Origin of the sequence: Streptomyces sp. NPDC058240, from assembly GCF_042882135.1 — a bacterium.
Taxonomy (GTDB): domain Bacteria; phylum Actinomycetota; class Actinomycetes; order Streptomycetales; family Streptomycetaceae; genus Streptomyces.
On sequence record NZ_JBHVWT010000038.1, the window covers coordinates 12,294 to 37,728 of the forward strand.

At 67.8% G+C, this 25,435-nt stretch carries 21 protein-coding genes and 1 tRNA gene; 12 read left to right on the plus strand and 10 right to left on the minus strand.

Annotated features, from left to right (window positions below; translation table 11 throughout):
* Positions 1–187: 187 nt before the first annotated feature.
* Together ACFVX4_RS33555 and ACFVX4_RS33560 are read right to left on the minus strand one after the other, a co-directional pair.
* Entirely contained in the window at positions 188–367 is a 180-nt protein-coding gene (locus tag ACFVX4_RS33555) for a hypothetical protein (protein WP_389984785.1), read from the minus strand.
* 1,404 nt (positions 368–1,771) lie between these two features.
* Positions 1,772–3,091 carry a tetratricopeptide repeat protein gene (locus ACFVX4_RS33560; protein ID WP_389984788.1) on the minus strand — a complete coding sequence of 440 codons (1,320 nt, stop codon included), beginning with the start codon at positions 3,089–3,091 and terminating at the stop codon, positions 1,772–1,774.
* Positions 3,092–3,362: 271 nt separating this feature from the next.
* Here ACFVX4_RS33560 and ACFVX4_RS33565 point away from each other — a divergent pair, with 271 nt between their 5' ends.
* The 5 genes from ACFVX4_RS33565 to ACFVX4_RS33585 all read left to right on the plus strand — a co-directional run bounded on the left by ACFVX4_RS33565 (position 3,363) and on the right by ACFVX4_RS33585 (position 7,936).
* Positions 3,363–3,548, plus strand: coding sequence for a hypothetical protein (locus ACFVX4_RS33565; protein ID WP_389984790.1), 186 nt, complete (start codon positions 3,363–3,365; stop codon positions 3,546–3,548).
* Between the two features lie 125 nt (positions 3,549–3,673).
* Positions 3,674–5,581 carry a nucleotidyltransferase domain-containing protein gene (locus tag ACFVX4_RS33570; RefSeq protein WP_389984793.1) on the plus strand — a complete coding sequence of 636 codons (1,908 nt, stop codon included), beginning with the start codon at positions 3,674–3,676 and terminating at the stop codon, positions 5,579–5,581.
* Positions 5,578–6,696, plus strand: a complete 1,119-nt coding sequence (locus ACFVX4_RS33575) for a hypothetical protein (protein WP_389984796.1) — start codon at positions 5,578–5,580, stop codon at positions 6,694–6,696. The genes ACFVX4_RS33570 and ACFVX4_RS33575 overlap by 4 nt, the downstream gene beginning before the upstream one ends.
* Positions 6,677–7,468: an SDR family NAD(P)-dependent oxidoreductase gene (locus ACFVX4_RS33580; protein ID WP_389984799.1), complete on the plus strand. Its 792-nt coding sequence runs from the start codon at positions 6,677–6,679 to the stop codon at positions 7,466–7,468. The genes ACFVX4_RS33575 and ACFVX4_RS33580 overlap by 20 nt, the downstream gene beginning before the upstream one ends.
* A gap of 30 nt (positions 7,469–7,498) precedes the next feature.
* Positions 7,499–7,936: an NUDIX domain-containing protein gene (locus ACFVX4_RS33585; protein ID WP_389984802.1), complete on the plus strand. Its 438-nt coding sequence runs from the start codon at positions 7,499–7,501 to the stop codon at positions 7,934–7,936.
* Positions 7,937–8,099: 163 nt separating this feature from the next.
* On the opposite strand, the gene ACFVX4_RS33590 is transcribed toward ACFVX4_RS33585, so the two are convergent.
* The 4 genes from ACFVX4_RS33590 to mobC all read right to left on the minus strand — a co-directional run bounded on the left by ACFVX4_RS33590 (position 8,100) and on the right by mobC (position 12,388).
* Positions 8,100–9,269 (minus strand): helix-turn-helix domain-containing protein, encoded by a 1,170-nt coding sequence (locus ACFVX4_RS33590; protein WP_389984805.1) that lies wholly within the window; start codon positions 9,267–9,269, stop codon positions 8,100–8,102.
* Positions 9,256–10,050, minus strand: coding sequence for a hypothetical protein (locus ACFVX4_RS33595; protein WP_389984808.1), 795 nt, complete (start codon positions 10,048–10,050; stop codon positions 9,256–9,258). The genes ACFVX4_RS33590 and ACFVX4_RS33595 overlap by 14 nt, the downstream gene beginning before the upstream one ends.
* A 118-nt stretch (positions 10,051–10,168) precedes the next feature.
* Positions 10,169–11,890, minus strand: a complete 1,722-nt coding sequence (locus ACFVX4_RS33600) for a relaxase/mobilization nuclease domain-containing protein (protein WP_389984811.1) — start codon at positions 11,888–11,890, stop codon at positions 10,169–10,171.
* Positions 11,891–12,388, minus strand: a complete 498-nt coding sequence (gene mobC, locus ACFVX4_RS33605) for a plasmid mobilization relaxosome protein MobC (protein WP_389984814.1) — start codon at positions 12,386–12,388, stop codon at positions 11,891–11,893.
* Positions 12,389–12,640: 252 nt separating this feature from the next.
* On the opposite strand from mobC, the gene ACFVX4_RS33610 reads away from it, so the two are divergent.
* From ACFVX4_RS33610 to ACFVX4_RS33620, 3 genes are all read left to right on the plus strand, one after another.
* The gene (locus ACFVX4_RS33610; protein ID WP_375883179.1) at positions 12,641–13,012 is read left to right on the plus strand and encodes a hypothetical protein; all 372 of its coding nucleotides are present in this window, start codon (positions 12,641–12,643) and stop codon (positions 13,010–13,012) included.
* Positions 13,013–14,841: 1,829 nt separating this feature from the next.
* Positions 14,842–15,054 (plus strand): excisionase family DNA-binding protein, encoded by a 213-nt coding sequence (locus ACFVX4_RS33615; RefSeq protein ID WP_124277751.1) that lies wholly within the window; start codon positions 14,842–14,844, stop codon positions 15,052–15,054.
* Entirely contained in the window at positions 15,054–16,262 is a 1,209-nt protein-coding gene (locus ACFVX4_RS33620) for a tyrosine-type recombinase/integrase (protein ID WP_389984817.1), read from the plus strand. Before ACFVX4_RS33615 ends, ACFVX4_RS33620 begins: the two co-directional genes overlap by 1 nt.
* A 217-nt stretch (positions 16,263–16,479) precedes the next feature.
* Here ACFVX4_RS33620 and ACFVX4_RS33625 read toward each other — a convergent pair.
* Positions 16,480–16,553 (minus strand) — tRNA-Gly (locus ACFVX4_RS33625).
* Positions 16,554–17,020: 467 nt separating this feature from the next.
* Between ACFVX4_RS33625 and dcd the strand changes: the two genes are divergently transcribed.
* Both dcd and ACFVX4_RS33635 read left to right on the plus strand, forming a co-directional pair.
* Positions 17,021–17,596 (plus strand): dCTP deaminase, encoded by a 576-nt coding sequence (gene dcd, locus ACFVX4_RS33630; protein ID WP_072487843.1) that lies wholly within the window; start codon positions 17,021–17,023, stop codon positions 17,594–17,596.
* Between the two features lie 18 nt (positions 17,597–17,614).
* Positions 17,615–18,115 carry a phosphoribosyltransferase gene (locus ACFVX4_RS33635; protein WP_389984863.1) on the plus strand — a complete coding sequence of 167 codons (501 nt, stop codon included), beginning with the start codon at positions 17,615–17,617 and terminating at the stop codon, positions 18,113–18,115.
* 73 nt (positions 18,116–18,188) lie between these two features.
* On the opposite strand, the gene ACFVX4_RS33640 is transcribed toward ACFVX4_RS33635, so the two are convergent.
* From ACFVX4_RS33640 to ACFVX4_RS33650, 3 genes are all read right to left on the minus strand, one after another.
* A complete protein-coding gene (locus ACFVX4_RS33640) occupies positions 18,189–19,139 on the minus strand; it encodes a Yip1 family protein (protein ID WP_389984820.1) in 951 nt (316 codons plus the stop codon).
* 188 nt (positions 19,140–19,327) lie between these two features.
* Complete coding sequence (locus tag ACFVX4_RS33645) at positions 19,328–21,595, minus strand: (Fe-S)-binding protein (protein WP_389984823.1); 2,268 nt, start codon at positions 21,593–21,595, stop codon at positions 19,328–19,330.
* An 88-nt stretch (positions 21,596–21,683) separates the two neighbouring features.
* Positions 21,684–22,415 carry a sugar transferase gene (locus ACFVX4_RS33650; protein WP_389984826.1) on the minus strand — a complete coding sequence of 244 codons (732 nt, stop codon included), beginning with the start codon at positions 22,413–22,415 and terminating at the stop codon, positions 21,684–21,686.
* 341 nt (positions 22,416–22,756) lie between these two features.
* Between ACFVX4_RS33650 and dnaK the strand changes: the two genes are divergently transcribed.
* Together dnaK and grpE are read left to right on the plus strand one after the other, a co-directional pair.
* A complete protein-coding gene (gene dnaK, locus ACFVX4_RS33655; RefSeq protein ID WP_266417309.1) occupies positions 22,757–24,610 on the plus strand; it encodes a molecular chaperone DnaK in 1,854 nt (617 codons plus the stop codon).
* The gene (grpE, locus tag ACFVX4_RS33660) at positions 24,607–25,257 is read left to right on the plus strand and encodes a nucleotide exchange factor GrpE (RefSeq protein ID WP_266417311.1); all 651 of its coding nucleotides are present in this window, start codon (positions 24,607–24,609) and stop codon (positions 25,255–25,257) included. The genes dnaK and grpE overlap by 4 nt, the downstream gene beginning before the upstream one ends.
* The last annotated feature ends 178 nt before the right edge of the window (positions 25,258–25,435 follow it).

Below are 25,435 nucleotides of genomic sequence, written 5' to 3' on the forward strand. Positions count from 1 at the left end.
TCAGCCGTTCGTAGGGGCGTCGCTGGTCTGGCTGGCCACGCCGGGAGGGGCCGGGAAGGCTGTGCGCGGCAGGGCTCTCTCCCCGCCAGGGTCGGTCTCGCCCCCGTTGCATGAGCAGGGCCCGGGTGTGGGTGATGCAGCGACCGCTCTTGTACGCCGCCTGGACCTACAAGAGCGGCCCGGGCATCTACTTAAGGCGGCCGAGTGGGCGGCTGAGCCAGACGGCGTACAGCCCACCGAGGGCGGGCGCGAGTACAGACACGTCCTGGGCGTTGGCGGACCGGCTCATGATGAGCAATACCCCGACCGCGAGAATGGCAACGAAGACTGCGGCGTCAACGCCGAGCTGCGTAGGCTTGGTAGGCATCAGTGTTCCTCCGGGAGGCTGTTGATTGGGTACGAGGGCGGTGGATGCTTGCCGGCGCTGCCGCCCTCGCTACCGAGCTGCCGGGTGCCGCTCGGTGAAGTCATTCTGAGCGATCAACGGGATTGGGCCAGGCGGATCTTGTGACGCCTTGGTCCGACTGTCACGCGCGTGCGCGCCCGCGACACTCATAAAGGACGGACCAAGACGTCGTGGCCTAGGGGAGGGCTGAGCGTGACAGACGTGACGCAGAACCAGCAGAGGGTACGCAAGCGAGCGGAGGTCTTGAGAACCCTTGTGCGTGAGAGGGGGCTCCTGGAGGTTCTAGACGCTACGGAGAAGCTATGGGCCGACGGTCTTGAACCTAAGGACATCCGCATCCGAATTCTTTATCTGCGCAACCGGGCTATCCCGGATACTGATCTGTGGAGTTCATACCCGTGGCCTTCGGCGCTCCGGTTTGGGCCTGCTGTCGACGAACGTAGGCGCCCGGCAGATCGTGTGCTTCCTCCGATGGTGCACCTTATTTTGTCGCAAGGGGTGGCCCTAAAGTTTCACCTCGTGGCAATGTTTGTGGCGCAATGCCAAGCGAAGCCTGGTCGCACATGGGGAAATTCTATTTCTCTCGGCAGGCGCGGCTTGGGATCGACAAGTTGGCTAGACCTCATGGCTGTATCCGCGAATTCGGGAATTGGCGGTACGCAGTCGGCCTATACAAGCAACAAATTGCGCCAGTTTCGCTCCGCTCTCAGTCTCCTGTCTAAGCGTGGCTTGGTTGACATCGGAATGCTCGGGGTGAGAGACAGGTACGAGGGGTTCAGGCTCCTGGCGGAGGATGGGCGGAGCTCTCCGGCCGGGGTCGTCGATTACCGCGTTCCCCGGGAGGACGAAGATGCGCTACGCATCCCCGTTGAATTCTTTACGCGGGGATGGGTGCATGTACTGACAAAAAGCGAGATTGCAGCCTACTTGATGTGGTTGCAATTGAGTTCCGGCTCAGAATACCGTGCCGCTTCATGGAAAGAGAGGGCTGGTCTTTTCGGGTTGTCTCGGGATGTGTACGACACCAGTCAAGCTCTTGAAGCCTACCGGCTGATCGATGTTTTGAAGCCCAGAGAGCGAAGAGGCGATGGAACCTGGAGAGGTTTTAGTTCTGGGGCGCATCCATTTTCAAATAGAATTCGCGTCAATCCCCACGGCCTGCGGAGGATGGCGCATGACGCTGTAGGGGGTGTGTTGCAGAAAACGGCGACTCTGGGGAAGTGGTCGAGGGTGATCGGGGAGTGAAGTGCCTACTCGTGCGAACGGCGTGGGCACGGACCTAGAATCTGCCTGGCAGGAGGGCTGCCTAGATTGCCGTCGAGGTATTGGAGTAATCCAAGTGAGGTGTGCTTAATAGATTTGCGGCTAGACCTCGGTGTTGGTGGCCAGCGCGCGAAGCTCCTGGGCCTCCGGCACTCCGCTGTATCGCCTCAGCCGGACGCGCATGTCCTGGAGGGCGGCCTGGACCTTCACCGAGCGGATTCCGTCGGCGCAGTCGAGGAACTCGCGCCAGGTGGACATGGCGCCGTCCACGTCGCCTTGGCGCAGCCGCACGCCGCCGAGGTCGGCGAGGACGATGGCGCGGGTGCGGCGACGGTCGAGGCCGTGGATGTCGAGGGCGAGGTGGAGGTGTTCTTCGGCGGCGTCGAGGTCTCCGAGGCGGGAGAGGATCATGCCGGATTCGTGGGCCCAGCGGCCGGGGGAGTAGTGAGCTGCCCAGGAGTCGCCGCCCGCGGCAGCCGGCCTGCCGATGGCCGCCTCGGACATGGCCAGGTGCTTGGTGGCCATGCGGCGGTCGTCGTCCTGGGCGGCGGCGTTGGCGAGGGTGGCTTCGTAGTAGGCCACGGCGCGCGGGTTGTCGAGGTGGCGGCCGTAGTCCACGCAGGCTTCGCCGAGCTGGACGGCTTCGGCCCGGTAGCCGAGGTCGACGCACTGCACGGCTAGACCGCGGAGTGCGGTCGCCGAGAGTTCGGGGTCGCCTGCTTCGGCGGCCAGGCGGAAGGAGTGCGCGTAGTAGCGCTGGGCGAGCCCGCGCAGTTCGGGGGTGTCACCTTCGTCCTGGGCCATCCAGCCAGCAAGGTGGACGAGCTGGGAGGTGGCGGCGAACAGGTCGCGGCCGGTGGCTTCGGTGAAGCGGCCCTCCAGCCAGGGGGCGACGTCCTGGGTGAGGTAGCGGACGGCCAGGTGCCGGGCGTGCCCGCCGCCGAGTTCGGAAGCGGAGTCGCCGAGGGCCTTGACCATGTGGCGTACGGAGGCCACCTCGCCCTGGCCGACGCGGACGGCTCCGGGAAGGGCGGTCTTGGTCCGGCGGGTAATGCTGTCCATGTCGGGCAGGCCGAGTGCGGACAGCGCGTATCCGCTGGAGGCGAGGATGAACTCCCGGCGTTCCACGTCGCTCCTTCCCAGGTGCAGGACTGATGCAACGGTATCTGTGTGGAGTGCCGCAGGCATGGGCTCCGGGAGGTTGATCGCCTCAGGGTCCAGTGCCAGCACCTGTGCGATGTAGGGCCACCAGTGGCTGGGGGTTCGTTCGCCCTCGATCCACCGCCGGGCATGCTGGCGCTGCAGGCGGCGCGGGTCACCGCATTCGGCGAGGCCGAGGGCGCGCGCCAACTCCGAGGGGCCCCAGCCGCGTTCCTGGCAGGCCCGCTTGATCAGTTCCGCGACGGCCGGGTTCCTCGGCACCCCGTCACCCTCCCCACCTGGATTACGCGGGATTACGCAGGACTACATCCTGGGCCCTGTCCCGGGAGTGCGGCCCGTCGTTCACTGAACATCACTCCGCAGATCTCCGAATGGCTCGAATAGGCCCTGTTCAGGGCCTGTTGGCGCCTGCCCGGACACGTTGAGAGGAACCGACGGTGGCGATGCCCACTGACAACGCACGGACCCGCACGATCCCTCCCTCGCGCCAGCCCAGTGCGGCGCGGGGCTCCGCCGTCCGAGAGGCGGTCCGATGAGCCGTTCCCACGTACCCGACCCGCTGGAGACCGCCCTGAGCTGGGTGTGGGCCCTCGGCACGGCGGCCGGGCTCGCCATGGTCGGACTTCTGGCCCACACCGAGCACTCCTCCGCACAGGTCCCGTTGGCGCAGGCGACGCTCAGCGCCGAGGACGTTCCGTTGGCCGACGGCCCCGTATAGGCACTCCGGCCCGTCCTTGCCTCCCGACCCGGGGGCGAGGTCGGAGCCCCATCGAGTTCTCGCCGCAGGCCGTTCACGGCGCCTTGCAGGCGTACCCGCTCCGCATCACCAGTGAAGGGAAGCCGATGTCCAGTCCGTACAACAGCGACACGTATCCCCTCCCCGTGTCGGTCGCGTTCAGCGGCCCCGACAACACGGGGAAGACCAAGCAGATCGGAATCCTCGCCCGGCGCATGGGCCGGGCCGCGACCTCCGCCGGCTCGCTCGACCACTACGACCCCCGCTGGGCCGCCATCAAGGCCGACGGCATGGCCCGCTGGTGGTTCGAGACCGGCCTGGTCGAGGAGGTCGCCGACGTCCTCGCCACCTCCTACCTGGAACGCTCCCGACACCCCTTCTCCGCACCGGTGCGCCTGCTGGACCGGGGCATCCCGATGCTGGAGGCGTCCGTCGCCGCGACGGTCGCCGTACGGGAGGACTTGGGCGCCGCGCAGGCCGCGGACCGGGCCCGCCTCCTGCTGGCCCCGTACGAGACCGACCTGCGGACCGCCGAGGAGAGCGAGCACGCCCTCGTCCTCCTGCACTGCGACGACTGGGAGGAAGGTACCCGCCGGAGCCTGGCCCACGAGGTGACCGTCACCGAGATCTACGCGGCGTACCAACGTCACCTCCACGAGCAGATCAACCGGCTTGTCGACGAGGGGCGCTTCCCGATGGCGATCCGCATCGGCGACCGGCCGACCGTCGCCGTCCAGGACGAGGTCCGCCAGCTCCTAGCGCCCCTGTACCCGGACGTGCCCGGGAGGGCTCTGGCAGGAGTGCACGTGACCGCGCTGGGTGGCATGTCGGAGAGCGGCAAGAGCGCGGCCGGCGAGTACCTGCGCACCCAGCACGGCTATGCACGCCTCAAGATCGGGTACCTCATCGAGGACGCAGCTGGCCGGGCGGGGATCCACGACCCGTACCGGCTGGGATCGGTCGTGCAGGCCGAGCTGATCGTGGACGCGCTGGACCGCTTCTGCCAGGCCCACCACTTCCTCGACTCCGTCAGCATCGAGTCGCTGCACGACTTCGACTCGACCGCCGAACTCGCCCGGATGCTCGGACCTCAGCTCACCATCGCCTACCTGGACGCCTCCGAGGCCACGCGCACCCGGCGGGGCACCGCCGGGGCCCAGGACGTCGCCGACCGCGACCTCATCAAAAGCGCACGAGGCGCTGAGAAGAACGTCTCCATCGCCCACGAGGTCATCGGCAACGACGGGCCGCGCCTGGAGCTGGAGCGGCGGCTGGACCGCATCGCGCTCAACCGCCGCTGGCCCGAGCACCAGCCCTCCACCATGCCGGTCAACGCACTCGGACTCCCCGTGCACCTGGAGTCCTACCTGGCGGAATTCCTCGACCGGACCACCGGCCTGCGCCCGCTGATCGACCTGCTCGCCGTCACCGGCAGCGGCGCCCGGGGCAAGTACCAGCACGGCTGGAGCGACCTCGACGTCCTGGTCGTGGCCGACACCTCCTCCCTCGACGAGATGCGCCAGATCCTTGCGGAACTGGAGACCGAACTCGGCGGGGTCAAACTGGGCATGACCGTACTGACCCGAGCCGAGTGCCGGGCCGGCGCCATCACCTCCCGACTCCTCCACGTCCTCGCGCTCATCGGCAGCGGGGCGCTGGTCCCCTTGTGGTCCACCCCCGGCCTGGCCCTGCCCGCTCCGGACGCGGCCACCGACGTCGCCGTGAGCCTGCGCGACGGCATCCAGGCCGCCATCGAGATCCGCCGGCAGCTCCTCAAGGGAACACCCGACCTTCGCGACCTCTACAAGGTCACCGCGCTGCTCGCGAAGATCCAGCTCCGCTTCAGCGGGATCGAGTGCCCCTCCGACAGCGACGCCCTCACAGTCCTCCTCGACGCCACACGGCAGGACACGAGCCTGGTCGCCACCGCCCGTACCGGGCGGCCCGCTGCCGAAGCGCTCGCACGCCTCGTTCTCCAGTCCTGGCTGGACACCCTCCCTGGGGAGACGCGGTGAGCGCGAACGTCCGGCGGTCCACGGCAACAACGGGTGTCTTCCACAAGCCGGTGGCGACCCGCGAGCAGGCCGAAGACGAGGCGAAGGGATGTGCACGGCTCGCCTCCCGCATCGCGGTTCCGGCCCTTCACGGGCAGATCGCGTTACCGGACAGGCAGCTCCTCGCCTACGAGGACGTCTTCGCCACCGGCCGGTGCGAGCTGCTCATGGGCGACGTGATCGCCCTCGCCGACCGCGAACCGGCGGTCCAGCCCCGTCTGGACCGCCTCGTGGACGGCGTCTGCGCCGACCTGCGGGCAGCGGCCGAGGAGACCGGGAAGAGCGTGCCGCTGGCCGAGTGCGTCCCGGGCCTCTACCTCGACCGCATCTGCCCCGGTAGCCGACTGGACCGCTGGTACCTGCGCCGTGACCTGCCGCTCGCTCTGCCCCACACCGATACGACCCTCACCCTCCGGGAACTGGCTGACTTCACCCTCACTGCCAACGGCAGACCGCTGACGTTGAACGTCGCCGATACCATCGACAGCCTCCGCCATGCCCTGGCTCCCGACAGCCGCCGGCTTGCCGGTCTGACGCAGGGCGACCCCACGGAACCGAACATCGCCGACCCGCTGTGCTGGCTCGACTTCGAGTTCGCCGGGCGCAACACCGTCGCGGGTGAGGCCGCCAACCTGCTCTGGTACCTGATGGCCCTGGGCGGCTGGCTCGTCCCCCGCTACCAGCCCGACGTGTACGCCCGCACCCTCCGCCTCGCCCTGCCGCCCCTGGCCCGCCCGCGCATCGAGCACCTGGAACTGCACCGGAGCAGTCGCCACATCGATGTCCGGTACTCCTGGAACACCGGCCCCGGCCGCGCTGCGGCCATCACCCGTGCCCTGGACGGCCTCCGCAGGGAGAACGGCAGCGGCCTGGAGGAGATCCGTGCCTTTCTCGCCCTGCGCGTCCTCGGCGTCATCCCGCCCTCCCGGCTCACCGGACACGACCTCCTGCTCGTCCTGATCAAACTCGCCGAGAGCCAGGACCCGCACACGACGCTCGACACCTTCTTCACCACCAAACCGGCCCCTCACCCCCACCCCGGCGAACGGAGCAGCAATGTCCCTGCCCCTGCTTGAGACTCCTCTCCAGACCCGGCCGCTCCAGGGCCGCACCGCCCTCGTCACCGGCGGGGCCACCGGCATCGGCGCCGAGATCGGACGGGCGCTCGCGACCGCCGGAGCAACCGTGGCGGTCAACCACCTCGGCCAGGACCCCGACGCCCACGCCCTCCTCGCCGCCTTCGAGCGCGAGGGCAGCCCCGGGATCGCGGTGAACGCCGACCTGACCGATCCAGGCTCCGTCCAGACCATGGCCGGCCTCGTCCGCGCCGAGATCGGACCCGTCGACATCCTGGTGAACAACGCCGGTTCTTACCCCCGCGTTGCCTGGCAGGACACCGACGAGACCGCTTGGAACTACTCCCTCGACGTGAACCTCACCGCTCACTACCGCACCTGCCACGTGCTCACCCCCGGCATGATCGAACGCCGCTGGGGCCGGATCGTGAACATCGGCAGTGTCAACGCCCGCGCCGGCCGGACGAACCTCGTCGCGTACAGCACCGCGAAGGCAGGACTGCTGGGGCTGACCCGCTCCCTCGCCCGCGAACTGGGCCCGTACGGGATCTGCGTCAACACCGTCATGCCCGGGGCCATCCAGGTCGAGGCCGAGAACACCCTCCCCGCCCAGCACCGTGCGCGGCCGGAGGATCAGATCAAGCGCCAGTGTGTCCCGCGTCGTGGTCGGCCCGAGGATGTCGCGGCCCTGGTGGCGTTTCTCGTGGGCCCCTCCGCCTCGTTCATCACGGGGCAGTCCGTCCACGTCGACGGCGGCTGGCTGCTGCACTGAGACCACCAACAAGCAAGGAGACAAACCGAAATGATGGAACGAGTCCGCGCCGTCCTCGTCACTGCAGACGACACGATGCTGGTCATCCGCCGTACCCGGCCCGGCATCCCCGAATACTGGGTCCTGCCCGGCGGCGGCGTCGAACCCAGCGACGAGTCCCGGGAGGCAGCCCTCCACCGGGAGATCCACGAGGAGATCGCGGGGAAGGCCGACATCATCCGCCTCCTCCACACGATGGAGTCCGACGATGAGCGGCAACTCTTCTACCTTGCCCGCATCGCGACTTGGTCCTTCGACGACCGCACCGGTCCCGAGTTCAGCGCCGAAGGCCGCGGTGAATACGAGCTGGAGGAGATTCCGCTGACCATTGAGGGGCTCGACGGCATCGACCTCAAGCCCGAGGAGATCGCCCACGTCCTACGGGGAGCCATCAATGCGGGAAGCCTCGGAGTCGAGACATCGCTCTGAGCCTTTGAGTACGTCATCACGTCATCAGGGCCGACTCTGAGTTGAGTCGGCCCTGATGACGTCCGTACGAGCTAATGGCTTAACGTCGGCTAGATGCCGCACGCCCTGGAAGTAGTAACGGAAAACGAGCCGCGCCCGCGTCTCCTCGGGTCGAGCGGCGCGGCTACTGGACCAGCCGGAGCACCGGCTTCTGTTCCTGAACATCCAGCAGGTTCTGCACCCTCTCGCTTGTCCACGCCAGCTCATGAGCCAGTCGGGAAACCGATAGGCCCGCTTCCCCGGCAGCCAGCTCGAAGGCTTGCCGAAGCAGCGAAGGCCGTTCACCGGGGAAGTTCGAGACGGATTCGGCGGTGAAGCCCGGCTGGCCGTCGAGAGCGCGTAGACGCTGATACGTCCGGCTGGCAGTCGCGTCGGAGATCAGCCCCAGCTCGCGACATCGGTAGACGAGCGAGTGGAGGGAGACTCCCCAGACTCCCCTGAGCTCGGCCAGGCGTGCAAGATCCATTCGCCGCGGCAGGAACGGCAGGATGCTGTCCTGGGGGGTCAGGAACTCGGCGGCGAAGGCATCAGCCTGCTTCTCCTGACGGCTGTCACCGGTGGCATCGGCGTGAAGCACAAGGTGGCCCAGCTCATGGGCGGCCGTGAACCGGTGCCGGTAGATGTCGTCGGCCCGGGCGGCGGTCAGAACGACGAGTGGCCGTGCTGCGCGGGTGGAAAAGGCGTCCACGCTCGCGGCGGAGGGATCGCTGGCAGGCGGCATGACCACCACGATCCCGTGAGACTCCATCCGCCTCACCAGATGCGTGACAGGGCCGTCGCCGAGACCCCAGCGCCTGCGAAGCTCGCGGGCAGCGGATACAGGATCGGTGGACAGCTCTTCGCCGGGATGGACCTCCCCACCGGCGAAGCCGGGCAGATCGACGAGAGGCAACTGAACCCGCTGTTCCAGCGCGTACGTAAGCTCCCAGACCTGCTCGGCGAACGCGAGCGCACGTTCCCGCTGGGACTTCGGTGTGCTGCGCAGGCTGCGGAAATGTGCCATGGAAGCGTCGAGCCGATTAGCCGGCCTCCCCAGCAGGAAGAACGCCACCGGAACCCCGAGGACCTCTGCGAGCCGGGGGATCAAGTCAGGTCGTGGCTTCGACACCCCTGTCTCGTACTGCCCAACGGCTGCAGGCGTCACCCCGAGCCCGGCTGCCACGTCCTTCTTCGTCATCTCCGCCAGACGACGAGCTTGCGTCACCCGGGTGGGATCGAAGGCGTCGTAGACGGCGCGCGGCGTTGCGCCTCGTTCTTCCGTACCGGGAATGAGGTCATGCTTAATGGGTCGCATCGTCTTCGCTGCTCTGGTCCTCAATGGGTTCTGCCTCGGTCTGCGCGGGTACGTGCAGGGCCTGGTCCGAGGCGGCACGAGAGGACAGCGTAAGGGTGGGTTCGATTCCTTCGGCGAAGCCGGTGTGTGCCGTGACCTGGCTCGGAATGCTGATCGGGCGCAGCGTGTACGAGGTGACCTCCTGAGGCAGGTGGAGCGGCTCGGGATCGGTGGCCCACTCCAGTTGCCGGTTCATCCCGAGCGCCGCGATGCCCCAGTACGCCTCCAAGAGCTCGGAGGCGTTGCAGGCGAAGGGAACCAGAACCAGCTGGGTGCCCTCCGGGACTGTCGCCAGAGCGCCGCGCGGCTCGGCGATCGGGACGGCCGGCCCGAAGTCGAGGTCGAACGGGTCCTGGATGTGCTTCGGCGTCGGCGCGAACGTGAAGAGCTCCTGCACCAGCCGGGACTGGCTGGGGATGCGTGCGCTACGTACGTCTGACTTGGTCTTGGAGTACCGGAACGGGTAGAGCAGCCCGTTGCCGATGAGCATCAGCTCGTACGAGAAGCCGAACGGCTTGACCGCACGGGCGCCAGGGACCTTCTTGAGTTCGTCCTGAAGCCGCTCGTACTGGTTCTCGTACCGGCTGGTGCCGTAGACGCGGGTGGTGCGGGAGGCGGCTTGTTCCTGTGCGGCCTGTGCGTTGGCCTGCATGTTGCGAAGGCCCTGCCCGACGCGACGGCGGGCATCTGCTGCGTGCTCGCCGAACACGTCGGTCGTCCACGACGACGAAGGCATACTCATGCGGACGACTCCTCGGGTCGGACTACGCATTGAAGCATTCCAGTGCGGCCCCGACTTTAGTTGATGTCGGAGATTTTGCACAACTGCTTTGGTGCTCGGCGTGTCTGTTGCCCATTCGTCACCAGCGCGGCCCCCAGGAGGCCGTGGCGCGTGGGGGAGTTCCTGGGCCATTGGTCATTGGTCCTGGTCGGTGCTCCCTGCCCTGGGAGCCGCCTGTGTTGGTCGGGCGGTAGGCGGCCGGCCGGGGTGCCGCGGCACTGCTGGTGGTGTCGGCGGTCAGGTCGGCGAGACGGTGGAGGCGCCAGGTGAGGACTTCGCTGAGGCTGGTGGCAGTGTCGGTTTCCCGCCGGGCGGTGGCTTCGGTGAGGAGAGCGGTGGGCTTGTGGCCGACGGCTTCGGCCCGCGCGAGGGTGGCGGCGAGAGTCGGCCAGCCGGGCTCCGCGAGAATCTGTTCGGCCAGCTCGGGAAGGGCCCGGCGCAGGGTGTTCTCCTGTCGGCGGCGCAGAGTCTCAGTCAGCCGTGCCCCGCGCTGCCGAAGCGCGGTCAGGGGCTCGGTGGCCGTGGCCCGGTAGGCGGTGCGGAGGTGCGTGATGGTCTGGCGGGCGGCTTCGGCCTGCTGGTGGTGTTCCCGGGTGCGGTGCCAGTGCTGGGCGGCGATGACCGCGAGCAGGAGGGCGTCGAGGACGATAGTGAGGAGGGCTCCGTCCTGCGGGGCGGGCTCGCGCAGGACCGCCTTCACCGCGCAGCGGGTGGCCTGGGTCTGCTGGTGCTGGGCGCGGATACGGGATCGGGCGGCGCGCTCGAAGATGGTGGCGGCCTGGACGAGCTGCGACCGGAGGCCGACAGGAGCTACCAGAGGGAGTGCGTCTAGGGCCTCGGCAAGGACGGTGATGTGGGCCTGTCCTGCCTCGTCCTCGTCGTGGGCGAGGTGGTCGGGCGTCTGGTCGACGGCGAGGGCGAACCGCCGCCAGGCCGTGGCGCCAGTCCGCACCGCCGGTATTGCCTCGGTGGCCGTCAGGCGTTCGGCGATCCTGGGATAGGAGAGGTCGGGGGCGAGGGTGGAACCGGAGAACCACACCGGCTCGCCCTGGGCGTTGGTGTCGTCGTTGAGGGCGACCTTGTAGCCGCGGACGTCGCCGGACGGGAAGTGCTGGACGTCGACGAGGGCGCCGGTCCCCTCGATGATCCGGAAGAACTCTGCTGTGGTCGTGGCCGCCGAGACTGCGGTGCGGACGATGGTGCGCAGGTGCTCGCGGGAGGTGCGGGCGTTGCCCGTGCGGCGGGCCTTCTCCTGCTCAGCGCGGGTGGGGCGTTTGGCGGCGGTGCGGTCTCCGCGCGGCACTTGGCGGAGCCCGTATTCCTTCTCGATGGCGACGAGTTCCTTGTCGGCGCGCAGGAAGTCGTTCCAGTTCCGTGATGGGCGGAGGTCGCCGCGGACCTTGGTGGCGACGATGTGGATGTGGTCTTCGGCGTGGCGGACGGCGGCCCACCGGCAGGCGTCGGGGTCGCCGTCCGGAGCGATGCCGGTTGCGTTGAGCAAGCGGCGGGCTACGGCGGCCCACTCCTCGTCCGACAGGCTTCGGTCCTCGGGTGCGGTCCGGACCGAGCAGTGCCACACATGCTCCTTCGGTGCCTTGGCACCGGCCTGTTTCACGCGCAGGTCGAGGGCTGTGCTGAGTTGGGCGAGGGTGGCCTCCGGGTCGCGGCCGGGGTCGGGGGCGAAGTCGTCCCACGAGGCGACGAGGTGAGGATCGGTGTGCTCGTTGGCACGGCCGGGTCCGTAGAGGTAGTTCAGGACGCCGCGGGTCTTGTGGCCGGGCTTGACGATGTTCGCGATCAATCAGACCGCCCGGTGCTGTGTGGCGGCCACGTCGGCGGCGGTGTCGATCGTTGTGGCTGCCTGGCGGGCCAGGACCAGAATCCGCGCGGCCTCCGTCAGCACCGTCTTGTCCCCAGGGTGTGGATCGCCTCCTGCGTTGAGGCGGTGGGCGATCTGGTTGACGTTCGTACCGATCCGCGCGACCTGCGTACGCAGCGCGGCCAGCTCGTCGATCAAGTCGTCCACCGCAGTGCGCCGGTCGAGCAACGCGTAGTCGCCGTGGAGGTGGGCCATGACCAAGGCCCCGACGAAGTGAGCGCCGGCCAGCCCGAGCCGCTGTGCCTCGGCCTTGATCTCGCTCTTCTCCTCCACGCTGTAGCGGACATCAACCCGCTCGGTGCGCTGGACGTCCTGGCGCGCACGACGGCTGGCGACTCGGTGGAGCGCGGCCTCTTCAGCGGCCCGCACCGCGCCGTCGTTCGTCCTGGGAGCGCCCTCGCTCCCAGGTATACCCGCCACCCCTGGGGCGGGCACTGTGGTGGACCGGCCCTTGGACGGTCCAACGCCATACCTTGCTCCGCCTGGTGCCTGGGGGCGATTCATCTGCTGTCTCGGTCTGCTGGGGGGTTCGTGCTGCGCGCCGTGCATGGGACTCTTTCCGAGGTGGGGGTTGGGTGTCGAACGTTGACTGGTCGTCGGCCCTGGACGGCTGGGCTGGCCGGAACTCGGTCAGGGCCTTGCGGGTGAGGGGCGACCGGGGAGGATTGCTCCATGGACCACGTCATCGATCTCGATTCGGCCGCCGCCGAGATCACCGAGCGCCTCTCTGCCTGGAGTGCGGCGGGACTCGCTCCCCGTCCGATCACCTGGCGGGACGGCCTTGCGCCTTGGCCGCAGCCGCTGGAGACCGACCGGGCCCGTGTAAGCGATCCGGATTCGATCGGTCTGCGCATCCAAGGCAGTGACGGATGGGCAGAACTACACCTTGTCCTGTATCGCGGAGGCTGGGCAGACCTCGATGCGCTGACCGAGTACGAGGTCCTCACCGAAGGTCCCCGGATCAGCACCCCGGCAGAGTTCGGCCGTCTCCTCGACTCCGCCGTCACACGCTTCGCCAGCACCCGTTGGCAGCTACCGGCATGAAGCACGATGCCGATCCGAGGGACCTGGGCACGGCTCGTTGCACACGCGGCGGGGACCGACTGCGTCGGCTGCCGGCCCCCGCTGGCCTGGTCCCGCAGCTCTGAGCCCTGAGGCGTGAGCTCGGGGGCCGACCGTATGGCGTAGACGGTCCGCACTGACCTGCGGTTTCCCTGCCCCTTCGGGGACCGGTCCCCGAAGAGGACGGAGTTATCCGGGGACCGGTCCCCGAAGAGGCAGGGGACAGGGGTGAACTTGGTGGGGACCGGTCCCCACCTGAGTCGGGGACCGGTCCCCGACTGCCCGTCAGGGGGACCGTCCCCAGCGAACCGAGCTGTGCGGGGACCGGTCCCCACTGTCCCCGCACCTCGCGGACCGGCCGGGCAGGCGAGGGCGCTACACCGTCGGGACCGGTTCATCGAGGGCTGCCAGCAGAGCTGTTAGGTGCGCCTCCGACCGGGTCATTTTGGGGCTCGCTGACCCGCCACTGGGGCTGGCGGCTGAGTGGGGCGCTACTGGGGCGGGGCTCCGCTCGCGAGTGATCCACGCTCGCCAGTCGGTACCCCACGCGGCACCCGAGCGTGGAGACGCGCCGGCCCGGAAGGCCCGCCACTTGTCGTCCGCCACTCGTACGCCCTCCTCGCCAAGGCGGGTGAGGTGCCCCTCGCTCCGCAGCCAGGAGTCGCTGCCCGCGTCGATCTGCCATTGAGAGGCGGGGATGGGTGCACTGCTGCTGTACCTACTGGTTCCTATTGGTTCACTTCTGTTCTGGGGGTCGGATTCTGCTCCCCCGAGGTATCGGAATCCGGCACCCCCCGGGGTTGGATTCTGTACCCCGGGGTCGGATTCCGGCCCGTCCGCATTGCTGCTGGAGGTATCGGATTCCGGTACCTCGGGGGTTGGAATCTGGCCCTCCTGATGGGTCGGATTTCGAACGTCCTCGGTCATGAAACGGGCGGCTTCGGGGAGGCGGTAATACGTTTCCCCGCGAGGCCCTTTGCGTCCGTCGAGGCGGACTATCTCGCCGCTGGCGACCAGTTTGTCCAGCGCGTCTCGGACGGCGCTGCGCGACGCGTTCGCGCGTCGCATCAGGGCTGGGACGGAGGCGTAGGCCGTGCACGTGTGGTCGATGCAGCGATCGGCGATCAAGGTGAGGACCATGCGGGCAGTGCCTTTGCTGAGGCTGTGGTCCCATACCCAGACGCGGGCATCGTGGCTCATGGTTCGGCGGCTCCTCGAAGCAGGGGGTGGTGGTGGCCGCGAATCGCCGCGACGGCGGTGCTGCCGTCGGACGGAGCTGGCGCACCGAAGGCCGATCCGGGCGGCCTTCATTTCAGCGACTGGACCAAGAAGGAAGCCACATCGCCTCGCGCAAGTCCAGGGTTACTTCGCACAAAGCGAGCAGCCGACGGCGAACGCCGGCGGAACGCGGTCCAAAAACGATAGACCCGAATCGGCCGTTCACCAAGAAGTTCATGCTGATGGCGCCCGTGACCGATTCACCTTTGGCTTCAGGTCAGCAAAATTTGGGCCGGATCCCCAACTCCGATACTCCCGAAATCTGCTGGGAGTCGAGGCAACATAGACGCACATCGCCGGTTAACCAAACCGGCGATGCAGAGGTATCACTTACGAGATGCCGAAATAGTCCCAGCGGGGGCAGCGCGATAGCTCGAAGCGGTCGCGATGCCCGTACGTCTGCCTCAGCGGGCGTGCCCCCGCATGGGCGCATCGGTTGTTGACCCGCCGCCTCGTAGAAGGAACATCCTTGCCTCGGCCCGCAGTGATTACCACCCCATGGCCCGCCGACACGTGGGAGGAGGCGGTCTCGAATGGCTGACCGCCTTCTCGGCGTGGCCGAGGCAGCCGAACGTCTCGGTGTCGGTGAGCGATTCATCCGTCGACTCGTCTCCGAGCGTCGCATCCGGTATGTCAAGGTTGGCAAGCACGTTCGCATCTCCGACACCGCGCTGGACGCTTACGTGGAGGCGCGGACGGTCGAGCCGGTCCGTACTCGCCGCTCCGGATTCAGGGCTGCGGCCTGATGGCCCGTCCGCGCCAGAAGGCTCCGCGCCGCACATTCGGCGCGATACGACAACTGCCCTCAGGGCGCTACCAGGCCCGCTACCCCAGCACGGCCGATGACACCCTGCGGCCCGCGCCGGAAACCTTCGAGACCAGGCGCGATGCGGAGGCGTTCCTCATCCAGATCCAAGCGGAGCAGATGCGGGGCGACTGGCTCGACCCGACCGCCGGGGAAGTCTTGTTCGCCGACTACGCCACGCGCTGGATCGCGGAACGCGGCCTGGCCCCGACCACGGCTGAGTTGTACCGCCGGCTGTTCCGGCTTCACCTGGAGCCGACGTTCGGCGAGATGAACGTCAACATGATCAGCCCCGCTCGGGTCAGAGCCTGGCGGGCGGAGCGGTTGTCCGCCACCGGTGCCACCACGGTGGCCAAGTCGTACCGGCTTCTCAAGGCCGTGATGGAGACCGCCGTCGAGGACGACATGCTGCGCAAGAACCCCTGCCGTATCCGCGGGGCAGGTCGCGAGGATGCTGACGAGCGACCCGTGGCGACGGTCGACCAGGTCTTCGCCGCGGCAGAGGTGATCGGCCTGCGCTGGCGCCTCATGGTTCTGCTCGGAGCCTTCGCCTCGATGCGACCCGAGGAACTCGCCGAGCTTCGGCGGCGGGACGTGGACCTCGACTCCAGTGCGCTTTGGGTTCGCCGTGCCGCACCGGAGCTCAACACAGGTCGCCGCGTGGTCGGCGCTCCCAAGTCCCGGGCGGGCCGACGGGAGATCGTGCTGCCGTCATTCCTCCACGAGGACGTTCGCCGGCACCTGGAATGGTTTGCCCAGCCGGGGCCGGACGGGCTTGTCTTCGTCGGCGAGAGGGGGGCGGTACTGCGCGGCACTACGTTCGGCCGCAAGTGGCGCAGGGCCCGGGACAAGGCCGGGCTGCCCGAAGGCTTCCGCTTCTACGACCTACGGCACACAGGCAACACGCTCGCGGCCGACACCGGTGCCAAGCTCAAGGACCTCATGGTCCGAGCCGGCCAGTCCTCCGAGCGCGCGCAACTGATCTACCAGCACTCCACCAAGGAACACCAGCGCAGGCTTGCCGCCAACATCGATCTCGACGTACGCCGCCAGCAGTCGGCCGCCGCCACGGGGAGTGGTGGCGCGACCGTTCACCCGCTGGTGCCGCGCCCGCTCGGACCATCCGCCCCACGGGCCGCGCGGCGTTGATCGGGCAGGAGCAGACCGTCCGCACCGTGTATGTGACGCAGGCGACTTGGAAGTGATCTCACGATGCGGGACCCGGTAGCGGAGCGCTCGGCCTGGGGAGTGACGGATCCACTATTGATGCAGGTCGGGAGGGTCGTTATGGCACGCGAATGGCACGGGCCCTAAAAGTGGTCTAGACAACAAACAAGGCCCTGGTCTCTGACCAGGGCCTTCATTATGGAGCGGGTGACGAGAATCGAACTCGCGCTCTGAGCTTGGGAAGCTCATGTTCTACCATTAAACTACACCCGCGAAGCGTGCCGCTTGAGCGGCGCCTACCGTCCCATACTGTACCCCATCGCAGGTCCCCGGCGTTTGAGCCGTGGGGCCTTTTTGCTATGGGTGGAGAGTGGATGCGGGTGCCGTGGGCGGGAGTTGGGGGCGTAGCGTGGGTGGTCGGAGTGCCGCCTGGAGTGGCGTCCTGTTCATCCCCTAATGTGGCTTTCTCGTCCAAGGCTTGTTGGGGAAGGGACTTGATGGACTCCATGGAGCGCACCGTCGTCCGCTGTGCCGAAGGGCACGTTTTCGCTACCGCTTCGTTCCCGATGCAGCATCTCGGGGCCGGGCGGATCGGTCCCGGGCGGCTCATTCGCTGTCCGCGTTGTGCGCGGTTGCGGCATGCCGTGCCCGTGGTGTTCGAGCGGCGGTAAGCGGCGGTGGCAGGCGCGCGGGTGGTCCCGGATTGGGGTGGGCCCGCGCGTTCTGCGTATCCTCGGGGCGTGCTTCTCTCAGATAAGGACATCCGGGCCGAGATCGACGCCGGACGTGTGCGCATTGACCCGTTCGACGCGTCGATGGTGCAGCCCTCGAGCATCGATGTGCGGCTCGACCGCTACTTCCGGGTGTTCGAGAACCACCGCTATCCACATATTGATCCGGCCGTCGAACAGGCCGATCTGACTCGCATGGTCGAGCCGGACGGGGACGAGGCGTTCATCCTGCACCCCGGTGAGTTCGTGCTCGCTTCGACGTACGAGGTCATCTCGCTGCCCGACGATCTTGCGTCGCGGCTGGAGGGAAAGAGTTCGCTGGGGCGGCTCGGGCTTGTGACGCATTCGACCGCCGGGTTCATCGACCCCGGTTTCTCCGGGCACGTGACGCTGGAGCTGTCGAATCTCGCGACGCTGCCGATAAAGCTGTGGCCGGGGATGAAGATCGGGCAGCTGTGCATGTTCCGGCTGAGTTCGCCCTCGGAGTTCCCGTACGGCTCCGAGCGGTACGGGTCGCGGTATCAGGGCCAGCGCGGGCCGACCGCGTCGCGTTCGTTCATGAATTTCCATCGGACCCAGGTGTGATGTTCCATGAGCGGTGATGTGAGTAGTGACGTGCGGGAGAACCTGACCTACAAGGGGTTCGGCCGTGCCGTGCGTGAGCTGGCGCAGACCGTGGCGGACGACGGGTTCGAGCCCGACGTCGTGCTCAGCATCGCTCGCGGCGGGGTATTCGTCGCCGGCGGGCTCGCTTACGCCCTGGACTGCAAGAACATTCACCTGGTGAACGTGGAGTTCTATACCGGGGTGGGCACCACCCTGGAAATGCCGGTCATGCTGGCGCCCGTTCCGAACGCCATCGACTTCTCGGACAAGAAGGTCCTGATCGCCGACGACGTCGCCGATACCGGGAAGACGCTGAAGCTGGTGCGTGATTTCTGTATCGATCATGTCGCCGAGGTGCGCAGCGCGGTCATCTACGAGAAGTCGCATTCGCTCGTGAAGTGCGAATACGTGTGGAAGAAGACCGGCCGCTGGATCAACTTCCCGTGGAGCGTGGACAAGCCCGTCGTGCGGCGCAGCGGGCAGGTTCTGGACGCCTGAGCAGGATGTGACGAACCCCCGGCACATTGCGTGTGCCGGGGGTTTTCGGTGTCCTTGGGCGGGCCGGTGGGTGTCAGATCGTGCCCAGCTTGATGATCGACAGCAGCGCGATCAGCTGGATCGCGGACGCGCCCAGTGCCTTCGGCCACGGCAGGTCGTGCGATTTGCTCACCATCGATGTGAAGAGCGCGGCCGAGGCCAGCCAGGTGACCCAGCCGAGAATCTGAACCAGGGAGTTCTCGCCGCCGAGGAAGAGCGCGAATATCAGGCGGGGCGCGTCCGTGATCGACATGATCAGCATGGACAGGCCCACCGTCGGCTGCCACGCGCCGTCGCCGCCCAGTTGGCGGGCGAGCGTGTGCGTGACCGCGCCCAGGACCAGGCCGCCGATGACGAAACCGATGCCCGTGATGACGACGTAGGGCACCGCTGTCGAGATCGTCGCGTGGATCGCGTCGTCCCGGGCCTGGTCGAAGCCGAAGAGCGCGAGCAGGCCGTACAGGAACGTGACGATGAGCGCCGGACCCCAGACGGGGTAGTCGCGCATCTGCCAGAACGTCGGTCCCGGGCGGAGCACGATGCCGGTGAGCAGTTCCTTCCACCGCAGTCGGGGGCCCGAGGGCTGGGCGGGGGCCTGGCCGGCGCGGTAGGTGTCGCCGGGGCCGTACGGGTCCTCGCCGACGCTGAACGCCTGGGTGTGGCCGGGGGAGTTGGCGTACGGGTCGCCCTGCTGAGGGGAACCGTGGGGGTGCTGGGGCTGGTTGTACGGGTCGCCGAAGTACTCCGGTTCGCCGTGGTTGCCGCCCTGGCCGCCGTTGTAGCCGTTCCCGTTGTTGCCATAGCCGCCATTGCCGTAGCCGCCGTTGTTGTACGGGGGCGGGGCCGCGTTGCCTCCTGCCTGAGGCCAGGGCTGCTGGCCGTACGGCGGTGGTGCCTGTGTGCCGTACGGCTGCTGCCGCGGTTGCTGTTGCGCTTGCTGCGGGGTGCGGTTGTCCCGGCCGCGTCCGATCCTGAATCCAGCCACGTCATCGAACGTACCTGGTCCGGGCCGGTGCGGTCAGAGGGCCTGGGGAACCTGCCCGCCATTGCGGCCGAGCTGTGACATCCCCTAGGGGAACCCCGGGGGGACTGCCCCAGGGACGCGGGAAAGCAGAAGCGACCGGTCCCGCCCCCGAGGCAGGTCCGGCCGCTTCTGTCGTGCGACGGAACGGATTACTTCGCCGGCTCCGGCTCCGGCTCGTCCGCCGACTCCGTCTCACCGGCCGGGTCGGCAGGAGTCTTCACGGAGTCCAGCAGCAGCTGCGAGACGTCGACCACCTGGACCGACTCCTTCGCCTTGCCGTCGTTCTTCTTGCCGTTGACCGAGTCGGTCAGCATGACCAGGCAGAACGGGCAGGCGGTGGAGATGATGTCCGGGTTGAGGGAGAGGGCTTCGTCGACGCGCTCGTTGTTGATGCGCTTGCCGATCCGCTCCTCCATCCACATCCGGGCACCGCCGGCGCCGCAGCAGAAGCCGCGCTCCTTGTGGCGGTGCATCTCCTCGTTCCGCAGGCCCGGGACCTTCGCGATGATCTCGCGGGGCGGGGTGTAGATCTTGTTGTGACGGCCCAGGTAGCACGGGTCGTGGTACGTGATCAGGCCCTCGACCGGGGTCACCGGGATCAGCTTGCCCTCGTCGATGAGGTGCTGGAGCAGCTGGGTGTGGTGGATGACCTCGTACTCGCCGCCGAGCTGCGGGTACTCGTTCGCGATGGTGTTGAAGCAGTGCGGGCAGGTCGCGACGATCTTCTTCGCGGCCTTCGCCTTCTTCGTCGAGTCGTCCTCGTCGTCCTCGCCGAACGCCATGTTCAGCATCGCGACGTTCTCCTGGCCGAGCTGCTGGAACAGCGGCTCGTTGCCCAGGCGGCGGGCCGAGTCACCCGTGCACTTCTCGTCCCCGCCCATGATCGCGAACTTGACGCCCGCGATGTGGAGGAGTTCGGCGAAGGCCTTGGTGGTCTTCTTCGCCCGGTCCTCCAGGGCGCCGGCGCAGCCGACCCAGTACAGGTAGTCGACCTCGGACAGGTCCTCGACGTCCTTGCCGACGATCGGGACCTCGAAGTCGACCTCCTTGGTCCACTCGACGCGCTGCTTCTTCGCCAGGCCCCAGGGGTTGCCCTTCTTCTCCAGGTTCTTGAGCATCGTGCCCGCCTCGGACGGGAACGCGGACTCGATCATCACCTGGTAGCGGCGCATGTCGACGATGTGGTCGATGTGCTCGATGTCGACCGGGCACTGCTCCACGCACGCACCGCAGGTGGTGCACGACCACAGCACGTCCGGGTCGATGACGCCGTTCTCCTCGACCGTGCCGATCAGCGGGCGCTCGGCCTCCGCGAGAGCCGCGGCCGGGACGTCCTTCAGCTGCTCCTCGGTCGCCTTCTCGTTGCCCTCCATGTCCTTGCCGCCGCCGGCCAGCAGATATGGGGCCTTGGCGTGCGCGTGGTCGCGCAGGGACATGATCAGGAGCTTGGGGGAGAGCGGCTTGCCGGTGTTCCAGGCGGGGCACTGCGACTGGCAGCGGCCGCACTCGGTGCAGGTGGAGAAGTCCAGCAGGCCCTTCCACGAGAACTGCTCGACCTGGCTGACACCGAAGACGGCGTCCTCGGCCGGGTCCTCCCAGTCGATCTCCTTGCCGCCCGAGGTCATCGGCTGGAGCTCGCCGAGCGTGGTGGCGCCGTCGGCGTTCCGCTTGAACCAGATGTTCGGGAAGGCCAGGAAGCGGTGCCAGGCGACGCCCATGTTGGTGTTCAGGCCGACCGTGATCGCCCAGGCCATCGTCACACCGAGCTTGATCATGGCGGTGAGGTAGACGAGGTTCTGCAGCGTGTCGAGGCTCAGCCCGTTGAAGGCAGCGACCAGGGGGTACGAGGCGAAGTACGCGGCCTCGTAGTGGTCCACGCCGTGCAGCGCGCCTTCGAGGCCGCGCAGCGTCATGATCGCCAGGCCGATGACGAGGATGACGGCCTCGACGAAGTACGCCTGGCCCATCTTCGAGCCGGCGAAGCGTGACTTGCGGCCGGGCCGCGACGGCAGGTTCAGCTGCCGGATCGCGATGAGGACGAGGATGCCCACCGTCGTCGCGAGCGCGATGAACTCGGTGTACACCTCGTAGGGCAGGAAGCCGCCCAGTACCGGCAGCGTCCAGTCGGCCTTGAACAGCTGGCCGTACGCGGTGACGATCGTGAGGCCGAGCGTCAGGAAGCCGACGGCGACGAACCAGTGCGCGACGCCGACGATCCCCCACTGGTTCATCCGGGTGTGGCCGACGAACTCCTTGGCCAGGGTTACGGTGCGCTGCTGCCAGTTGTCCGTGCGGGTTCCGGACGGCACGGACTGGCCGAGCTTGATGAACCGGTAGATCTGCGCGACGGCTCGGGCGATGAGCGCAACGCCGACGACAGTCAGCACCAGCGACACGATGATCGCGGCGAGTTGCATTTGGGGGCTCCTCGGGCCTGCGAGGGTGGGATCCAGCGTCAATGAGCGAGTACTGGCGATTATCTGTGATTACTAAGCAGTAACTTAATCAGTCTGTGCTGACACTACCCACTTCTTCTGCCGTGCTGTAGCTGGACAGGCGGTGATCTGTGTCGCTCAGGTGCCCCTTGCCGGGCCGGGCGAGCCCTCGGGCCGCCCGGCGCAGCGGGGTGTGTGCGGCCCTCGCCAGGATGGCCAGGTCCAGCCCCACCCATTGATGCTCGGCGTAGTGCTGGTCCAGCAGGGCCGGCTCGTCCCACGGCATTCCGGAGCGGGAGTGCACCTGCGCCAGGCCGGTGAGGCCCGGCTTCAGTTCGTGCCGCCAGTGTCTCGCGGCGGGGGAGGTGCTGGAGCCCGGGGTGCGGATTCCGCCCTGGACGCGGGGTCCGTCCTCCTCGTCCGGCGCCAGGGGTTCCGGGCCGACCAGCGAGAGGTCTCCCCGTACGACGTGCGGCAGCCTGGAGAGCAGGTCCAGCCGCAGTCGCCGGGTGCGCAGCGAGCGCAGTACGAAGACACGGCCGTCCAGGCCGACCCGGGGCGAGCGGGTCAGTACGCCGCCGGGGGCTCGCCGCACCGCCAGGGCGAGGGCGCCCGCGGCGAGCAGGGGGGCTGCCAGGGCCAGGAGGGCCGAGCCGAGGGTCAGGTCCAGTACGCGCTTGGCCGACGGCCGCTCCCGGCGCCGCTCCCATTGCCACGTCCGTGTCCACGTCCGCGTCCATGTCCACGTCCGTGCCCGCGCGCGTACTGCCCTCTGCCTTTGCCTCTGCGTCTGCGTCTGCATCGTTCGCACCTGCCTGGGTTCGCGGCGGTTCGAGTGCCGGTTTTGCGTGGCTCACGGCATTTTGTGACAGAACGATCCCATGGAGCGATGATGGGGAGGGGCTGCGCCGCCAGGGGGTCGGGGAGTGTCGCGTGCGATCGGCCGGTACGTGCCCCGTTCGCGCCCCCGTGTGTGCCTCATGGGTGGAATCGCGCGTCGGTCGTAAGGTCGGGGAATCCCCGGTCGGCGCTGGGTGCATGCACGATAGTTGAGCCTCTTCGACTCAAGTCTGTTGACAGTGGGGCGGGTGTCATGCATCCTTGAGTCAGATCCACTCAAGTAGTCAAGTTGGAGGAATTGAAATGGCACGTGCGGTCGGCATCGACCTGGGCACGACTAACTCCGTCGTCAGCGTTCTCGAAGGCGGCGAGCCCACCGTCATCACCAACGCAGAGGGCGCCAGGACCACGCCGTCCGTCGTCGCCTTCGCGAAGAACGGCGAGGTGCTGGTCGGCGAGGTCGCCAAGCGCCAGGCAGTGACCAACGTCGACAGGACCATCCGCTCCGTCAAGCGCCACATGGGCACTGACTGGAAGATCGACCTCGACGGCAAGAGCTTCAACCCGCAGCAGATGAGCGCCTTCATCCTGCAGAAGCTGAAGCGTGACGCCGAGTCGTACCTGGGCGAGAAGGTGACCGACGCGGTCATCACCGTCCCCGCGTACTTCAACGACTCCGAGCGTCAGGCGACGAAGGAGGCCGGCGAGATCGCGGGCCTGAACGTCCTGCGTATCGTCAACGAGCCGACCGCCGCCGCGCTGGCGTACGGGCTCGACAAGGACGACCAGACGATCCTCGTCTTCGACCTCGGTGGCGGCACCTTCGACGTGTCGCTGCTGGAGATCGGCGACGGCGTCGTCGAGGTGAAGGCCACCAACGGTGACAACCACCTCGGTGGTGACGACTGGGACCAGCGCGTCGTCGACTACCTGGTGAAGCAGTTCGCCAACGGTCACGGCGTGGACCTGTCCAAGGACAAGATGGCTCTCCAGCGTCTGCGCGAGGCTGCGGAGAAGGCGAAGATCGAGCTCTCGTCCTCGACCGAGACCACGATCAACCTGCCCTACATCACGGCGTCCGCCGAGGGCCCGCTGCACCTGGACGAGAAGCTCACGCGCTCGCAGTTCCAGCAGCTCACGGCCGACCTCCTGGACCGCTGCAAGAGCCCGTTCCACAACGTCATCAAGGACGCGGGCATCCAGCTCTCCGAGATCGACCACGTCGTTCTCGTCGGTGGCTCCACCCGTATGCCGGCCGTCGCCGAGCTCGTCAAGGAGCTGACCGGTGGCCAGGAGGCCAACAAGGGTGTGAACCCGGACGAGGTCGTCGCCATCGGCGCCTCGCTCCAGGCCGGTGTCCTCAAGGGCGAGGTCAAGGACGTCCTGCTCCTCGACGTCACCCCGCTGTCCCTCGGCATCGAGACCAAGGGCGGCATCATGACGAAGCTCATCGAGCGCAACACCACGATCCCGACCAAGCGCTCCGAGATCTTCACGACGGCCGAGGACAACCAGCCGTCCGTGCAGATCCAGGTCTACCAGGGCGAGCGAGAGATCGCGGCGTACAACAAGAAGCTCGGAATGTTCGAGCTGACCGGCCTGCCGCCGGCCCCGCGTGGCGTCCCGCAGATCGAGGTCGCGTTCGACATCGACGCGAACGGCATCATGCACGTCGCCGCCAAGGACCTCGGCACCGGCAAGGAGCAGAAGATGACCGTCACCGGCGGCTCCTCGCTGCCGAAGGACGAGGTCAACCGGATGCGTGAGGAGGCCGAGCAGTACGCGGAGGAGGACCACCGCCGCCGCGAGGCCGCCGAGTCGCGCAACCAGGGCGAGCAGCTCGTCTACCAGACGGAGAAGTTCCTCAAGGACAACGAGGACAAGGTCCCCGGTGACGTGAAGACGGAGGTGGAGACCGCGCTCACCGAGCTGAAGGAGAAGCTCAAGGGCGAGGACACCGCCGAGATCCGTACCGCCACCGAGAAGGTCGCGGCCGTCTCGCAGAAGCTCGGCCAGGCGATGTACGCCAACGCCCAGGCCGACGGCGGCCCGCAGGGTGACCCGCAGCCGGGCGCCCAGCAGGCCAAGGCCGACGACGATGTCGTCGACGCCGAGATCGTGGACGACGAGAAGGACGCCAAGGGCGGTGCGGTGTGACCGAGGAGACCCCGGGCTTCGAGGAGAAGCCCGACGTCCCCTCCGGCGCCACCCCTGACGGAGCCGAGCCGAAGGACGCCTCTTCCTCTTCGGAGGAGGGGGCGGCCCCGGCCGGGGACGGAGTGCAGACAGTCGGCCTGACGGCCCAGCTGGACCAGGTCCGCACCGCGCTCAACGAGCGCACGGGCGACCTCCAGCGGCTTCAGGCCGAGTACCAGAACTACCGCCGCCGCGTCGAGCGGGACCGGGCCACGGTCAAGGAGATCGCTGTTGCGGGTCTCCTGTCCGAGCTCCTGCCCGTGCTCGACGACGTCGGCCGCGCCCGGGATCACGGCGAGCTCGTGGGCGGGTTCAAGTCGGTGGCCGAATCTCTTGAGACGGTCGTCGCCAAGCTGGGCCTGCAGCAGTTCGGCAAGGAGGGCGAGCCCTTCGACCCGACGATCCACGAAGCCCTGATGCACTCGTACGCGCCGGATGTCACCGAGACGACCTGCGTGGCGATCCTGCAGCCGGGGTATCGGATCGGCGAGCGCACCATCCGCCCCGCGCGGGTGGCGGTGGCCGAACCCCAGCCGGGGGCGACGCCGGCCGCAGCCAAGGAAGAGAAGGCAACCGACGAGGAGAGCGGTGGCACCGAGGAGGTCTGACATCCCGTCTGACCACCTCGCGGCCCACCGCCCGGCCAGGGGGGAGGAAAAAAAAAAAAACAACCAGACCAACCCCCCCCAAAAAAAAAAAACAAAAAAAAAAAAGGAAGACCCTTCCCCCCCCCCCCCCCCCCCCCACGGGGGAAAAAAAAAGGTCCCCTCCAGGAAAAAAGGGGGC

Coding starts and splice junctions, on each gene's coding strand:
- ACFVX4_RS33595 (WP_389984808.1), bottom strand. CDS start 10,050: ATGAGTATGCCTTCGTCGTCGTGGACGACCGACGTGTTCGGCGAGCAC.
- ACFVX4_RS33615 (WP_124277751.1), top strand. CDS start 14,842: ATGGCTGACCGCCTTCTCGGCGTGGCCGAGGCAGCCGAACGTCTCGGT.
- ACFVX4_RS33580 (WP_389984799.1), top strand. CDS start 6,677: ATGTCCCTGCCCCTGCTTGAGACTCCTCTCCAGACCCGGCCGCTCCAG.
- ACFVX4_RS33570 (WP_389984793.1), top strand. CDS start 3,674: ATGTCCAGTCCGTACAACAGCGACACGTATCCCCTCCCCGTGTCGGTC.
- ACFVX4_RS33610 (WP_375883179.1), top strand. CDS start 12,641: ATGGACCACGTCATCGATCTCGATTCGGCCGCCGCCGAGATCACCGAG.
- dnaK (WP_266417309.1), top strand. CDS start 22,757: ATGGCACGTGCGGTCGGCATCGACCTGGGCACGACTAACTCCGTCGTC.
- ACFVX4_RS33650 (WP_389984826.1), bottom strand. CDS start 22,415: ATGCAGACGCAGACGCAGAGGCAAAGGCAGAGGGCAGTACGCGCGCGG.
- ACFVX4_RS33620 (WP_389984817.1), top strand. CDS start 15,054: ATGGCCCGTCCGCGCCAGAAGGCTCCGCGCCGCACATTCGGCGCGATA.
- ACFVX4_RS33585 (WP_389984802.1), top strand. CDS start 7,499: ATGATGGAACGAGTCCGCGCCGTCCTCGTCACTGCAGACGACACGATG.
- ACFVX4_RS33590 (WP_389984805.1), bottom strand. CDS start 9,269: ATGCGACCCATTAAGCATGACCTCATTCCCGGTACGGAAGAACGAGGC.
- ACFVX4_RS33555 (WP_389984785.1), bottom strand. CDS start 367: ATGCCTACCAAGCCTACGCAGCTCGGCGTTGACGCCGCAGTCTTCGTT.
- ACFVX4_RS33645 (WP_389984823.1), bottom strand. CDS start 21,595: ATGCAACTCGCCGCGATCATCGTGTCGCTGGTGCTGACTGTCGTCGGC.
- ACFVX4_RS33565 (WP_389984790.1), top strand. CDS start 3,363: ATGAGCCGTTCCCACGTACCCGACCCGCTGGAGACCGCCCTGAGCTGG.